This is a genomic window from Methylobacillus flagellatus KT, assembly GCF_000013705.1.
GTDB lineage: Bacteria > Pseudomonadota > Gammaproteobacteria > Burkholderiales > Methylophilaceae > Methylobacillus > Methylobacillus flagellatus.
On the sequence record NC_007947.1, the window covers coordinates 2,217,726 to 2,232,957 of the forward strand.

Below are 15,232 nucleotides of genomic sequence, written 5' to 3' on the forward strand. Positions count from 1 at the left end.
GGAACATCAAGCATGGCAATTAAAGACGTACTCGTTCCCGACATCGGCAACTTTGACAGCGTGGATGTCATCGAAGTCTTGGTCAGCGCCGGTGACACCATTGCCAAGGACGATTCACTGATCACCCTGGAGTCCGACAAGGCCTCGATGGATATTCCGGCGCCATTTTCAGGTACCGTCAAGGAAGTGAAGGTCAAGGTAGGTGACAAGGTTGCCCAAGGCACCCTCATCCTGACCATGGACGCCCTAGAGGAAGGCGCCAGCGCAGCCCCTGCCCCGAAAGAGGACGCCCCGCCAGTCCAGGTTGCGGTGCCAGCCCCTGTGCCCGAAGCCACCCGCCCGGCACCAGAACCTCCACCGACCATCCAACCACAAGCCACCCCCAACCCCATAGGCGCCAGTGTTGCAACCGCATCAGGTAAACTCGCACACGCCAGCCCGTCGGTGCGTAAGTTCGCGCGCGAGCTGGGAGTTAACCTGGCGCTGGTCACCGCCACCGGTCCCAAGAACCGCATTACGCAAAGTGACGTCCAGGCCTATGTCAAAAACGAACTAAGCAAGCCGCGCGGCGGTGGTATCGCCACTGGCGCGGGCGGACTTGCCGTCATCCCAGCACCCGTCATCGATTTTTCACAATATGGCGACACCGAGACCAAACCGCTCTCCCGCATCAAGAAACTTTCCGGCGCCAACCTTCATCGCAACTGGGTGACCGCGCCGCACGTCACGCAGTTCGATGAAGCCGATATTACCGACCTTGAAGACTTCCGCAAATCCATGCAGTCCGAAGCTGAGAAGCGCGGCGTCAAGCTCACCATGCTCGCTTTCCTCATCAAGGCCTCGGTCAATGCATTGCGCGCCTACCCTAACTTCAATGCTTCACTGTCTGCCGATGGCGAAAGCCTGATCCTCAAGCAGTATTACAATGTCGGCTTCGCCTGCGATACCCCGGACGGTCTGGTAGTGCCCGTGATCCGCGATGTCAACCGCAAGGACGTGCTTGAAATCGCTGCCGAGCTGGGCGAGCTTTCTGCCAAGGCACGTGAACGCAAACTCAAGGTCGAGGAAATGCAGGGCGGCTGTTTTACCATCTCCAGCCTGGGGGGCATTGGCGGTACGGCTTTCACCCCCATCATCAATTGCCCAGAAGTGGCAATTCTGGGCGTCTCGCGCTCCAGCATCCGGCCGGTATACAACAGTAAGACCAAGGAGTTCGAGCCGCGCCTGGTCCTGCCTTTGTCCCTATCTTATGACCACCGCGTGATCGACGGTGCCGATGGTGCACGCTTCACCAGTCACCTGCGCATGGTACTGTCCGACGTGCGTCGTTTGTTGCTGTAAGGATTGAGGGATCAAGATGAGCAAAATTATTGAAGTATTGGTTCCCGATATCGGCAACTTCGATAGCGTGGACGTCATTGAAGTCCTAGTGAAGGCTGGCGACACCATCGCCAAGGAAGACGCGCTGATTACCCTGGAGTCCGACAAAGCCTCCATGGACATCCCCTCTTCCCACGCAGGCGTGGTCAAGGAAGTCAAGGTCAAGGTCGGCGACAAGGTTGCCAAGGGTTCGCTGATCCTGCTGCTGGAAGAAGCTGGTACAGACCAGGCGAGCACGACCGCCGATGCGGCACCTGCAGCCAAGGAAGAATCCAAACCTGTCCCTGCAGCAACTCCTGCCGCACCGGAGCCGGCTACTGGCGACTCCGATATCAATACCGAAGTCGTGGTGCTCGGCTCCGGGCCTGGCGGCTATACAGCTGCTTTCCGCGCTGCCGACCTCGGCAAGCAAGTCGTACTGATTGAGCGCTATTCCACTCTGGGCGGCGTCTGCCTCAATGTGGGCTGCATTCCTTCCAAGGCCTTGCTGCACACCGCCAAAGTCATCACCGAGGCTGAGGAAACTAGCCTCCACGGCGTCAGCTTCGGCAAGCCCAAAATTGATCTCGAAGCTTTGCGTGCCTGGAAAGCCAATGATGTGGTCGGAAAACTCACTGCTGGCCTCGCGCAAATGGCGAAGCAACGCGGTGTGACCGTAGTGCAGGGCGTAGGCAAATTCACCAGCCCCCACCAGATCGCCGTGACTGCAGCCGACGGCAAGGTCACCACTGTAGGCTTTCAGAACGCCATCATCGCTGCTGGCTCCCAGGCTACCAAGTTCCCCGGCGCACCTGAAGATGAGCGCATCATGGACTCCACCGGTGCGCTAGCGCTGGCAGATGTGCCTAAGCGACTGCTGGTGATCGGCGGCGGCATCATCGGCTTGGAAATGGGGACAGTATACGAGGCGCTAGGCAGCAAGGTCAGCGTGGTCGAATTCATGGATGGCCTCATTCCCGGTGCCGACCGCGACCTGATCCGCCCATTGCAGAAGCGCATGGAAAAACGCTTCGAACGTATCATGCTGTCGACCAAGGTAGCCAACATCGAAGCCAAGAAAGACGGCATCCACGTCAGCTTCGAAGGTGAAAACGCACCCAAGGAAATCGAGGTCTACGACCGCGTGCTGGTTTCCATCGGCCGCCGTCCGAACGGCAAGAACATCGGCGCCGAAAACGCAGGCGTTGCGGTAGACGATCGTGGCTTCATCACAGTCGACAAACAAATGCGTACCAATGTGCCGCATATCTTCGCGATCGGCGACATCGTCGGCCAGCCCATGCTGGCGCACAAGGCAACCCATGAAGCCAAGGTGGCGGCTGAAGTCATTGCCGGGCACAAGGTCGAGTTTCAGGCTATGGTGATTCCTTCCGTTGCCTATACTGATCCCGAGGTGGCCTGGGCAGGCGTGACAGAAACCGAAGCCAAGGCCAAGGGCCTAGAAATCGAGAAAGCCTCCTTCCCATGGGCGGCAAGCGGCCGGGCGTTATCCATTGCCCGCTCCGAAGGCGCTACTAAGCTGATCTTTGACAAGGAAACCCACCGTGTGATCGGTGCCGGCATTGTCGGCACCAATGCTGGTGAACTGTTGGCAGAGGCTGTGCTTGCAATCGAAATGGGCGCCGATGCGCACGACCTAGGGCTCACCATTCACGCCCACCCGACCTTATCCGAGACCATCTGCTTCGCGGCGGAAATCAAGGAAGGCACCATCACCGATATGTTGCCGCCAAAGAAGCGCTAAATTTTTGTGCTTTGCTTTCAAAGTCAATAAAAAACGGCGCTTTAGCGCCGTTTTTTATTGAGGTCCAGCCTAAAGATCGCAGACCCCATCGTCAAGAATTGGTAATTCCTCACAAGTCGTTCTAGAATTCCAGAATTTGAGAATGAAAAGTATTTATCAAAATGATATTGAACCGCTTGCTAATGTCCATTGTTTTACTATGCCCTACGGCCTCCGTTGTCGCAGATAATATTACTGCAGAAGATCGCTTATATACCTTCTCATGGTATTTTCAGGATGGCTCACCGCTATCGCCTAGAGGAGGAAGTACACGCGGCACGACAATCCAACTTGTCACAGAACCCACGGCCGAATGGCACGCTTTGCAAGAACCAGGTATTACCCAGCTCGAACGCGATCGCCGTGCCATTCTTGCCATGGCAGGGGAGTACCGCGTGAGTTTCGACTTTATTGAAACCACGGGATTTGTCGCTGCCTATAAGCCAGAACGTCCCTACCGCAGTTGGGGAACGGAAAAAGTCTATGTCGTGGAGGATACTGGTCGCGATATCGTATTGCAGCATTTGCTGGTGATGTCATTCACAGATAAAGATGGCAAAACCCATGGCCCTCATGTCACCAAGCACTGGCGCCAGGACTGGCGGTACGAACCGACTGATCAGCTAGTGTATCTGGGCAACAATACCTGGCAACGCATCCAGGTTCCTGCGGAACGACAACGCGGCCACTGGCGGCAAACTGTTTACCAGGTGGATGATAGTCCGCGCTATTCCGGCATTGCACAATGGCAGCACCTGGGGAACTACTCAAGCTGGAATGACGAGAATGGCTGGCGCCCATTGCCACGGCGCGAATACTCCGTACGGAGCGATTATGATGTATTGATTGGCAACAACCGCCACACTATCACACCGACGGGATGGACGCACGAGCAACATAATCTCAAGGCAAAACTGTACGAAACTGGCAAGCTAGCTGCCAGCCAACCAATACTAGGGCGCGAGTCTGGTTTTAACCGCTATGAGCGCATCACAGGGTACGACTGGAGTGCAGGCGATCACTATCAAGAAAGCACCAAGCCCGTTTGGGATGCTGTGCGCAGCAAATGGCAGGAATTGATCAACACCACAGAGATACTACAGCTGCGAGGCTCTCCCGATAAGGACAACCTGTTCATACCGATATACCGATATGCCAGGGAAGTTGCAGAAGCAACACTCCCAATTCCGGCTGAAGAAATCCGGCAAAAAGTGGATGAGATCATTGACTCTTATCTGCCACCCGCAGCGCCTACAACGCCAAGGTCCAGCAAAAAAGACATTACAAAAGCGGCGGATCCAACAAGCACCCTATACTAGCGAGCCGTCAGTATCTAGATGAGAGTCCACTGATCGAGGAGGTGCAGTTATATGCGAAAAAGGGCGGGAAACACCCGCCCATTAGAGCACCTATTCTGCGGATGGCGGATTTGCTGTTGTATCCGCCGCAGACTGTCCAGCACTTTCTGGCTTTGCTTCCTCTGGTTGAGTTTGCTCGCTCGTCTTCGCACGTGGTTTACGGGATCTAGGTTTAGCAGCGGGCTTGCCATCGGCCTTCGTCTTTTCGGTTCCAGGCTTGGCCCGGCTTGCTGTACGCCGCCTACTGGTAGTTGAAGTCTTCGGCTTGTTTTCCGCAGCCGGCACTACGGGCTCCGTCGTGCTTTTATCCCCATCGACCACATCGTTGACCACCTTGCTCAGTATCCGCTTTCCAGCAACGACTACAGCAGCCAGTGCAACTTTCTTGACGATACTCCTGAGAATTCCCATACAGACTCCTATTGGCAAATAACCTGTTTAAGCTCGCTACCGGGAAAGTTTGCACTCTGCTTGATCAACTCGGTCGCCATCTCGGCTGACATATCATTGATAAGCAAACTGACACGCCCTTTTTCCTGATTACGCACCCCTTTTTGCACTGACCTAACGCCTTGGCGTTGCAGTTGTTCGAGTAGTTTATTCGCTAAACGTTCATCCTTGAAGACCCCGAGCGAAATTGCATGGCGCCAGGGTGCCTCTTGAATGATGAAGCTGACATCCACGCCCAGCGCTTTCAGCTCCTCGACTTTGCTCTGCGCAGCCTGCAATGATGGCAATGGCGGGATATATACCCAATAGCGCAAGGCTTCCTGGATGGTTTTCTGCTGCACAGTAGCAATCAAGGAATGCTGGTTTAAAATGGCCTGTGCACGCTGCAGCCCTTCCGCAGAAAAGCTGCCCCATTCATAGCAAGCATACGCCTCATTTTGCAGCGTGCCGCCGGACTCTACTGCCTTTGGCAGTGCTTCCACCTCATCCTGTGTCAGTAGCTTGATCTTGTCGGCATCCAGTGGTTCATGGACATGCGCCTTGGCTGCTGGCGGCGATTGGAACCAGCTCACACTCACCCACATGCCAAGATTCAACAATAATAATCCGCCCACCACCCATTTCATGGCAACCCTCTCTCCATGTACCACAAGCCTTGCAACACCAGGTTCTCCTCAAGGCAAAATTCGCTATGCAATATATGTTTTTGCAATAATGGCAATAAAGCGACTGCGTCACCACCGCTCAATATGCAAGGTATGGCTTCACCGCATCGCTCACCAAGCAGTGTCAGCAGGTTATTGATGGCACCTGCCCCAGCATGAAGACTGCCGCTGCAGACTGCATCCTGGGTGCTCAATGGAAAATCCCGGAACACGCCATGCATTGCTCCGATATTGGCGGCAGCACTGGCAAGACTCTCCTGCATCAACCTGATTCCAGGCATGATGATGCCGCCGAGGAAGCATGCCTGCCCAGGCGCGGTGCTTTCTATCATATCAACCGTCAATGCCGTTCCTGCATTCACTACCAGGCAGCTACGCTGGTAATGTTGCCAAGCCGCTATCATGGCTGCCCAACGGTCTACACCCAGTTGTGCAGGTATTGCATAGCCATTGCTCACGCCACATGCATGCAATGTGCTGGCATGCCAGCGCACCGGTAAACCAAGCAGCTTGAGGCGAGCCTCCAGCAAGGCTTGCCGATTCGGTCCGGCCACATTTGCTACGGCAACACGCTCGCACAGCGCCCATTCAGCGGGCATATCATCATTGAGTACACCGCGCTGCAGGATCTCTCCCGTTTCATATTGCAGCACCGCCCACTTCGTGCGGGTATTGCCCGCATCGATTGCCAGCAGGCAACTCACCTAGCTGACTCCTCGCACACTGATCTCGCCGGAAGAGAAACGCTGGTTACCATGTTCATTCTTTATCAGTAATACGCCATCATCGGCAATACCTTCCACCCTGCCGTATTGCTCCCGTCCATCAGGAAACAATAATTTGACGGTTTCGCCCTGGAAAATGTGATGAGACATCCATTCCTCGCGCATACCGGCAAACCCTGCGCGTTCGAACTCCTCCAACACTTGCGCCAATTGCTTCAGCAATTGTCCCAACATGTCGTTCGGATTGATCTCAAGCGGCAGATGGCTCGCCAGATCCGTTACAGGCTGATCAATCTTCTCGCGCGCGGCAACGGGCAACTTGAGATTGAGCCCTACCCCGATCACTGCTGCGCTGGGCCCTTCCATATCCCCATGTAGCTCGATCAATATGCCAGCAAGCTTACGTCCACGCACCAAGATGTCATTGGGCCATTTCAATTGTGCGCTGCGCAAGCCATACTCATGTAGCGTACGCACCAACGCCAGCCCTACTGCCAGGCTCAGGCCGGACAATGCAGAAGCCCCTAGCTGGAAGCGCCATAGCAATGAAAATGTCAGACTAGCTCCGAAAGCAGATTGCCAGCTACGGCCGCGCCGGCCGCGCCCCTTGGTCTGCAGTAATGCGGCAGCCACTGTTCCATGGGCTGCTCCAAGCGCTGCCTGTTGCATCAGGTAGCTATTCGTGGACTCTATCGAATCGAACATCAACAGCTTGAAACGCTGCTTATGGTCACCCAAGGCGACCTGCACGGCATCTTCACTCAGCAAAAGCAGGGGATATGGCAACCGATAACCTCTGCCTCGCACGGAAAAAACCTCGACGCCCAGCGCCTCCGCAGCCTGAATCGCATTCCAGACAGAGGATCGGGTCACGGAAAACCGGCGGGCAATGTCTTCACCGGAATGAAAACGTCCGTCTGCCAACAATCTCAAAATAGGAAACACCAAGTTATTCATTGCTGTGGCAGTATATCCCAAGCAATCATGATCAAATGAATATTCTAGCCCTGATGACCCCTATATGGAGGGTCCGCTGAACCAACACACAGTGTAAAATAGGAACATATCAATAATGTATGGTTACCATGTCTGAAAAACCCCCTGTTGCTCCAGCTTCCAATTTCATTCGCAATATCATTGAGCGCGACCTTGAACAAGGGACTTATGCCAGCCGCCGCTGGGCAGGCTCGCCCGGCGACGCCGTGCATCAAGCCACTGGCGGGCCGGATCCGGCCAAAATCCGCACCCGTTTTCCGCCGGAACCCAATGGTTACCTGCATATTGGTCATGCCAAGAGCATTTGTCTCAATTTCGGCTTGGCACGAGATTTCGGCGGTGTGTGCCATATGCGCTTCGACGACACCAATCCAGAAAAGGAAGAACAGGAATACGTCGACAGTATTACCGAGTCCGTGAAGTGGCTGGGCTTTGATTGGGAGGCGTTTGGTACATCCCATCTCTATTTTGCCAGCAACTATTTCGACTTCATGTATCGGGCTGCGGAATACCTGATCGAATCGGGTAATGCCTATGTCGACCAGCAATCTGCCGAAGAAATGCGCATTAACCGGGGCACGTTGACGGAACCCGGCAAGAACTCCCCCTGGCGTGACCGCCCGATGCAGGAAAGCCTAACCCTGTTCCGCGAAATGCGCGACGGTAAGCATGCGGACGGCAGCATGGTGCTGCGCGCCAAGATCGATATGGCTTCACCAAATATCAATTTGCGCGATCCTGCGATTTACCGCATCAAGCGCGCGCATCACCACAACACTGGCGACAAATGGTGCATCTACCCGATGTATACCTATGCTCATCCACTGGAAGACGCCTACGAGGGTGTCACCCATTCCATCTGTACGCTGGAGTTCGAGGATCAACGCCCTTTCTACGATTGGGTGCTGGAAAAGCTGGCGGAAGGCGGCCTGCTCGCTCACCCGCTGCCCAAACAGTATGAATTTGCCCGTCTCAACCTCACCTACGTCGTGCTTTCCAAACGCAAGCTGATCGAACTGGTGGAGAAGCAATTGGTCAATGGCTGGGATGACCCCCGCATGCCTACCCTGGTCGGAGCGCGTCGTCGCGGCTATGCACCTGAAGGTTTCCGCCTATTTGCTGAACGTATCGGTGTTTCCAAGGCAGATTCCTGGATTGAATACACTATTCTCGAGGATTGCATGCGCGAAGTACTCAATGCATCGGCAGAACGCCGCATTGCCGTACTCGACCCGGTCAAGCTCGTCATTGACAATTATCCGGAAGGCCAATCCGAAGATTGCCACGCCCCTAACCATCCGCAAAAGCCGGAGCTCGGCCATCGCGTCGTACCGCTTTCGCGCGAATTATGGATAGAGCGCGAAGACTTCATGGAAGAGCCGGTCAAAGGCTATTTCCGCCTATTTCCGGGCAACATGGTGCGCCTGCGCTATGGCTATGTCGTCAAATGCACAAGCTACGAGAAGGATGCCGCTGGCCATGTTACTGTCGTACATTGTGAATACCTGCCAGACACCAAGTCCGGCACGCCAGGTGCTGACTCGGTCAAGGTCAAAGGCAATATCCACTGGGTTTCAGCGGCGCATGCCTATGCTGCCGAAGTACGCCTGTACGACCGGCTGTTCAAGGAGGCCCATCCAGGCCAAGGCAAACATGAGGACGGCTCGGATCGCGACTACTTGGACGACATCAATCCGAACTCAGTGAAAACGATTACGGCACAGTTGGAACCTGCATTGAAGGATGCCAAACCGGAAGAGCGCTTCCAGTTTGAGCGGCATGGCTATTTCGTCGCGGACAGCAAGGATAGCCAGCCAGGCAAGCCGGTGTTCAACCGCACCGTGACCCTGCGTGATGCCTGGCAGAAATAAGATGGCAGCGCCTGTTCCGTCTGCGGCAATCATCCAGCCGGTCCCGCCAGAGATGGCGTTCCGCCTGCTCAACCACGGCCCCACTGTTCTGGTCACCACTTCCTGCGACGATCGCACCAATGTGATGGCGGCTGCCTGGAACATGCCACTGGACTTCAATCCGCCCAAGATAGCGATTGTCATTGACAAGAAAACCTATACACGGGAACTGATGGAAGCCAGCGGCACATTCGCCATCAATGTGCCATGCCGTACCCAGGCAGACATCGTCGTTAAGGTTGGCGCAAGCTCGGGCAGGGAATTATTGGGAAAACGACCGGGAGACAAGTTCGCTGCCTTTAACCTGCCGAGCTTTGCTGCATCGCAGATAGAAGCGCCATTATTACAGGGGTGTGTTGCCTGGCTGGAGTGCCGCATCATCCCCGAACCCCATATGCAGCAAATGTATGACTTGTTTATTGCAGAAATTATTGCAGCCTACGCTGATAGCCGCGTGTTCAGCAACGGGCGTTGGCACTTCGACGGTTACGATGATCTACGCACGCTGCACCACGTATCCGGCGGCTTCTTCTTCACACCGGGCGATGCCTTGACTACCTCACCGGGATAAATCATTTTACCGAACGCTGGCAATGGTCCAGTGCTGTTTCTCTCCATCCCGGGTCACCGAGCAACCCAGCGCTATCGGCTCATCTTCAGATTGCATGACATGCTTGGTGTGATCAGCAGTTTGCACTCCCATGAACCAGCGGTCCAGCCATACCACGATGGTTTTCCTGGCATCACTCTTAAGCCGAATTAGCTTGCCGTCATTGGCCAAGCATTCAGCACTATCATCCTCTATCAACGCCACCCTTGCATCACCGCTAAGTTCTGCAGCACAGAGACTAGATACCAGTGTCAGCAGGCTAACGTACAAATACAGCCTCACATTTCCCTCCACTACCATATACAGCATACGCACATTACAACTGTTTAGGGCTAGCACTAGATTCAAACCCATTACCACAAGCCTCAGGGCAATTTGATACGGTCGGCATATTTTTCACGTATCTTGGCAATCTTTGGGGCAGCTACTGCCTGACAATATGGCTGACTGGAATTGCGAGCATAATACTGTTGGTGATACTCCTCGGCTGCATAAAACTTACCGTTGGTACTCACCTCAGTCACTACGGGTGCCCCAAAAGTATTCTCCCGGGCAAACCTTTCCAGCAACCGGTGAACAGCAACCAGCTGGTCTTGACTTTGACAAAACACGGCCGACCGATATTGCGTTCCCACATCATGACCTTGTCGATTCAATGTCGTCGGGTCATGCGCCAGGAAAAATATCTCCAACAAAACTTCGTAATCAATCTCCAGTGGATCAAAAATAATTTGGACCGCCTCTGCATGTCCTGTCGCCCCGGTGCACACCTCTTCATAGGTTGGATCAACGACATTACCGCCGATATAGCCAGACACTACTTGCCTGACTCCTTGTAACTGCGAAAATACGGGCTCAAGGCACCAGAAACAACCACCGGCAAAAATAGCAACCGATTCAGCCACGATATTGACTCCCTTGTTTATCCAGCGTCCCTTGCATCGAAAAGTAGCATATTCACACCTTAGATCCTCGGATCAAGTCGAGGGCTGATAAAGCATAATACAGGGTAGCTCCCAGCAAACCATCTAGATTAATTGAAATATTATGGCGCGTATTGCAGTTTTCAACCAAAAAGGTGGAGTAGCAAAAACCACTACTGCTCTTAACCTTGCGGCAGCATTGCAACGCACGGGCAAAGAGGCGTTGTTGATCGACATGGACCCGCAAGCGCACCTGACTCAGATCTACGGTCGACCACCGGCAAGTGCCAAGCAAAGCCTCTTTGCCCTCTACCAGGATGACAAACCGCTTTATCATCTTGAAGTTGAGTGGCCCGGGCTTGGATATCTGATTCCCTCCCACAAGGAGCTGATCAAGGTAGACTCGGCCTTTGGCAAGGGTCCAGCCATACTCAATAAGCTGCGACATGGGCTTGATATTGCAGACAAATTGTATATGAACCGGCACACATTGATTGATTGTTGCCCTTACTTGGGCACGCTATCTCTCAACGCAATTTTTGCTGCAGACCTCATCATCATCCCCATCTCATCCGATTTCCTTTCCCTAAGGGGTGCCAAGAAAGTGGGAGATACCCTCGCAGCCATAGAACCGGTCCTGAAACGGCCGATAGAACGCCGTTACTTGCTGACACGCTTTGATCGCAGACGCAGCATGACATTTGAAGTACAAAAACAAGCCAAGGCACTGTTTGGGCATCATCTGCTCGACACTGTCATCTCAGAAAATGTCGCCGTAGCGGAAAGTCCCGAGCATGGTGTGGATATATTCCGTCACCAACCCAACAGTACGGGTGCACAAAACTATTTGGCGTTATTAATCGAATTGGCACAGAAATGGCCAAAAGACTAAGCTGCTTGCTGCAATACTCGACATAAGAATACAGCTGCCTCGTAAGCATCACTGCTAAGCCAGCTCGCTACAAATCACCTGCAAACATCTCACAAACCTGTGACATTTACTTAGGTATTAGAAAATGAAAAAAGCCCGCTAGAGAACTAGCGGGCTTTTGAATAAAAGCCTGGCGGTGACCTACTTTCGCATGCGTAGTGCATACTATCATTGGCGCGGAATCGTTTCACGGCCCTGTTCGAGATGGGAAGGGGTGGTTCCAATTCGCTATGGCCGCCAGACATAACCGGTAGTGCATGTGTATGAACACATTCACTGATATCTGATGGAACTTGCATAAGCAAATTCGTCTTCAACAAACAGAAGAAGTAAAGATGGTATTTTGATTGCTGCTTTGTCAGCACCTTGATTCAAGATTCAAGGTTATAGGATCAAGCCTCACGAGCAATTAGTATCGGTTAGCTTAACGCATTACTGCGCTTCCACACCCGACCTATCAACGTCCTGGTCTCGAACGACTCTTCAGTGTGCTCAAGGCACAAGGGAAGTCTCATCTTGAGGCAAGTTTCGCGCTTAGATGCTTTCAGCGCTTATCTCTTCCACACTTAGCTACCCGGCGATGCCACTGGCGTGACAACCGGTCCACCAGAGGTGTGTCCACTCCGGTCCTCTCGTACTAGGAGCAGCCCCCCTCAAACTTCCAACGCCCACGGCAGATAGGGACCAAACTGTCTCACGACGTTTTAAACCCAGCTCACGTACCACTTTAAATGGCGAACAGCCATACCCTTGGGACCGGCTACAGCCCCAGGATGTGATGAGCCGACATCGAGGTGCCAAACTCCCCCGTCGATATGAACTCTTGGGAGGAATCAGCCTGTTATCCCCAGAGTACCTTTTATCCGTTGAGCGATGGCCCTTCCATACAGAACCACCGGATCACTATGACCTGCTTTCGCACCTGCTCGACCTGTCCGTCTCGCAGTCAAGCAACCTTATGCCATTGCACTATCAGTACGATTTCCGACCGTACCTAGGTTACCTTCGCACTCCTCCGTTACTCTTTGGGAGGAGACCGCCCCAGTCAAACTGCCCACCATGCACGGTCCCCGATCCGGATTACGGACCTAGGTTAGAACCTCAACAACATCAGGGTGGTATTTCAAGGTTGGCTCCACGAGAACTGGCGTCCTCGCTTCAAAGCCTCCCACCTATCCTACACAAATCTTGTCAAAGTCCAATGCAAAGCTACAGTAAAGGTTCATGGGGTCTTTCCGTCTAGCCGCGGGTAGATTGCATCTTCACAAACATTTCAACTTCGCTGAGTCCCGAGAGGAGACAGTGTGGCCATCGTTACGCCATTCGTGCGGGTCGGAACTTACCCGACAAGGAATTTCGCTACCTTAGGACCGTTATAGTTACGGCCGCCGTTTACCGGGGCTTCGATCAAGAGCTTGCACCCCATCACTTAACCTTCCGGCACCGGGCAGGCGTCACACCGTATACGTCCACTTTCGTGTTTGCACAGTGCTGTGTTTTTATTAAACAGTCGCAGCCACCATTTCACTGCAACCCTCTTCTGCTCCACGAGCAAGTCGCTTCACATACCAAGGGCGCACCTTCTCCCGAAGTTACGGTGCTAATTTGCCGAGTTCCTTCTCCCGGGTTCTCTCAAGCGCCTTAGAATTCTCATCCTGCCCACCTGTGTCGGTTTGCGGTACGGTTCACATATACCTGAAGCTTAGTGGCTTTTCTTGGAAGCTTGGTATCAATCACTTCGTCTCACAAGGAGACTCGTCATCACGCCTCAGTCTTAACCTCCCGGATTTGCCTAAGAGATCAACCTACACGCTTAAACCACCTATTCCAACAGATGGCTGACCTAACCTTCTCCGTCCCCACATCGCAGCATATGTAAGTACAGGAATATTAACCTGTTTCCCATCAGCTACGCATCTCTGCCTCACCTTAGGGGCCGACTCACCCTGCGCCGATGAACGTTGCGCAGGAAACCTTGGGCTTTCGGCGAGGGGGCTTTTCACCCCCTTTATCGCTACTCATGTCAGCATTCGCACTTCTGATACCTCCAGCATTCCTCACAGAACACCTTCGCAGGCCTACAGAACGCTCTCCTACCATGCTAGTAAACTAGCATCCGCAGCTTCGGTTACGTGCTTAGCCCCGTTACATCTTCCGCGCGGGACGACTCGACCAGTGAGCTATTACGCTTTCTTTAAAGGATGGCTGCTTCTAAGCCAACCTCCTGGCTGTCTGTGCCTTCCCACTTCGTTTTCCACTTAGCACGTCATTAGGGACCTTAGCTGGCGGTCTGGGTTGTTTCCCTCTTGTCCACGGACGTTAGCACCCATGGACTGTCTCCTGTGATTGCACTTCTCGGTATTCGGAGTTTGCCATGGTTTGGTAAGCTCTTATGAGCCCCCTAGCCATAACAGTGCTCTACCCCCGAGAGTGAGACACAAGGCACTACCTAAATAGCTTTCGGAGAGAACCAGCTATCTCCAAGTTTGTTTAGCCTTTCACCCCTATCCACAGCTCATCCCCTAATTTTTCAACATTAGTGGGTTCGGACCTCCAGTACCTGTTACGGCACCTTCATCCTGGCCATGGATAGATCACTTGGTTTCGGGTCTACACCCAGCAACTGAACGCCCTATTCGGACTCGCTTTCGCTACGCCTCCCCTATCGGTTAAGCTCGCTACTGAATGTAAGTCGCTGACCCATTATACAAAAGGTACGCAGTCACCCCTTGCGAGGCTCCCACTGTTTGTATGCATGCGGTTTCAGGATCTATTTCACTCCCCTCCCGGGGTTCTTTTCGCCTTTCCCTCACGGTACTGGTTCACTATCGGTCGATTACGAGTATTTAGCCTTGGAGGATGGTCCCCCCATGTTCAGACAGGATTTCACGTGTCCCGCCCTACTTGTCGTTACCCTAGTTCCACAAACGGGTTTTCGTATACGGGGCTATCACCCACTATGGCCGGACTTTCCATTCCGTTCTACTAACGCGTCTGCTAAAAGTAACAGGCTTTTCCGGGTTCGCTCGCCACTACTTCCGGAATCTCGGTTGATTTCTTTTCCTCGAGTTACTTAGATGTTTCAGTTCACTCGGTTCGCCACCGCCCTCCTATATATTCAGAGGGGGTTACCCTTGCGGGTGGGTTTCCCCATTCGGACATTCCCGGATCAAAGCTTGTTTGCCAGCTCCCCGAGACTTTACGCAGGCTACCACGTCCTTCATCGCCTGTAATCGCCAAGGCATCCACCACATGCACTTATTCGCTTGACCCTATAACGTTGGACCCTGAACCCTTTTAAATTCAAGTCCGTGACTCACGAGTAGTGGTGAGTCCGTTACAGGCTGCTTCTAAAGCACTATCGAACCACGTTAAAAACAACGCTGTTCAATGTTTTGATTTCTGCAATCAAATTACCCATTGAATGTTTCAGACCTCATCACAAAGTCTTACTTCATTCTCTTTACTTCTTCCATTTTGTTAAAGATCAATCTAGCTTGT

The 15,232-nt window shown here is 53.3% G+C and carries 12 protein-coding genes and 2 rRNA genes; 6 read left to right on the plus strand and 8 right to left on the minus strand.

From position 1 onward, the window contains the following. Positions 1-12 precede the first annotated feature (12 nt). The 3 genes from aceF to MFLA_RS10605 all read left to right on the plus strand — a co-directional run bounded on the left by aceF (position 13) and on the right by MFLA_RS10605 (position 4,482). Positions 13-1,341, plus strand: a complete 1,329-nt coding sequence (gene aceF / locus MFLA_RS10595) for a dihydrolipoyllysine-residue acetyltransferase (RefSeq protein ID WP_011480296.1) — start codon at positions 13-15, stop codon at positions 1,339-1,341. A 16-nt stretch (positions 1,342-1,357) separates the two neighbouring features. Continuing rightward, entirely contained in the window at positions 1,358-3,124 is a 1,767-nt protein-coding gene (lpdA, locus tag MFLA_RS10600; RefSeq protein WP_011480297.1) for a dihydrolipoyl dehydrogenase, read from the plus strand. 362 nt (positions 3,125-3,486) lie between these two features. Continuing rightward, complete coding sequence (locus MFLA_RS10605) at positions 3,487-4,482, plus strand: DUF6607 family protein (RefSeq protein ID WP_195741994.1); 996 nt, start codon at positions 3,487-3,489, stop codon at positions 4,480-4,482. 90 nt (positions 4,483-4,572) lie between these two features. On the opposite strand, the gene MFLA_RS10610 is transcribed toward MFLA_RS10605, so the two are convergent. Genes MFLA_RS10610 through MFLA_RS10625 form a run of 4 tightly spaced genes read right to left on the minus strand, consistent with a single transcriptional unit; the run spans position 4,573 to position 7,318 of the window. Then, positions 4,573-4,932, minus strand: a complete 360-nt coding sequence (locus tag MFLA_RS10610; protein ID WP_048811695.1) for a hypothetical protein — start codon at positions 4,930-4,932, stop codon at positions 4,573-4,575. Between the two features lie 8 nt (positions 4,933-4,940). Continuing rightward, entirely contained in the window at positions 4,941-5,597 is a 657-nt protein-coding gene (locus MFLA_RS10615; protein WP_011480300.1) for an SPOR domain-containing protein, read from the minus strand. Continuing rightward, positions 5,594-6,340 carry a type III pantothenate kinase gene (locus tag MFLA_RS10620; RefSeq protein ID WP_011480301.1) on the minus strand — a complete coding sequence of 249 codons (747 nt, stop codon included), beginning with the start codon at positions 6,338-6,340 and terminating at the stop codon, positions 5,594-5,596. Before MFLA_RS10620 ends, MFLA_RS10615 begins: the two co-directional genes overlap by 4 nt. Next, positions 6,341-7,318 carry a biotin--[acetyl-CoA-carboxylase] ligase gene (locus MFLA_RS10625; protein ID WP_011480302.1) on the minus strand — a complete coding sequence of 326 codons (978 nt, stop codon included), beginning with the start codon at positions 7,316-7,318 and terminating at the stop codon, positions 6,341-6,343. A gap of 128 nt (positions 7,319-7,446) precedes the next feature. Here MFLA_RS10625 and MFLA_RS10630 point away from each other — a divergent pair, with 128 nt between their 5' ends. Next, a complete protein-coding gene (locus MFLA_RS10630) occupies positions 7,447-9,228 on the plus strand; it encodes a glutamine--tRNA ligase/YqeY domain fusion protein (protein ID WP_048811966.1) in 1,782 nt (593 codons plus the stop codon). A 1-nt stretch (position 9,229) separates the two neighbouring features. Further along, the gene (locus MFLA_RS10635; protein WP_195741995.1) at positions 9,230-9,838 is read left to right on the plus strand and encodes a flavin reductase family protein; all 609 of its coding nucleotides are present in this window, start codon (positions 9,230-9,232) and stop codon (positions 9,836-9,838) included. 6 nt (positions 9,839-9,844) lie between these two features. Here MFLA_RS10635 and MFLA_RS10640 read toward each other — a convergent pair whose 3' ends face one another. Further along, positions 9,845-10,186, minus strand: a complete 342-nt coding sequence (locus MFLA_RS10640; RefSeq protein ID WP_052286277.1) for a hypothetical protein — start codon at positions 10,184-10,186, stop codon at positions 9,845-9,847. Positions 10,187-10,242: 56 nt separating this feature from the next. Beyond that, on the minus strand, positions 10,243-10,782 hold the full coding sequence (gene msrA / locus MFLA_RS10645) for a peptide-methionine (S)-S-oxide reductase MsrA (RefSeq protein ID WP_011480306.1): 540 nt from the start codon (positions 10,780-10,782) through the stop codon (positions 10,243-10,245). 142 nt (positions 10,783-10,924) lie between these two features. Here msrA and MFLA_RS10650 point away from each other — a divergent pair, with 142 nt between their 5' ends. Then, positions 10,925-11,692, plus strand: a complete 768-nt coding sequence (locus MFLA_RS10650) for a ParA family protein (RefSeq protein WP_011480307.1) — start codon at positions 10,925-10,927, stop codon at positions 11,690-11,692. Positions 11,693-11,859: 167 nt separating this feature from the next. Here MFLA_RS10650 and rrf read toward each other — a convergent pair. Then, positions 11,860-11,973 (minus strand): 5S ribosomal RNA (gene rrf, locus MFLA_RS10655). Between the two features lie 146 nt (positions 11,974-12,119). Next, positions 12,120-15,003: ribosomal RNA gene (locus MFLA_RS10660) — 23S ribosomal RNA — on the minus strand. Between the last annotated feature and the right edge of the window lie 229 nt (positions 15,004-15,232).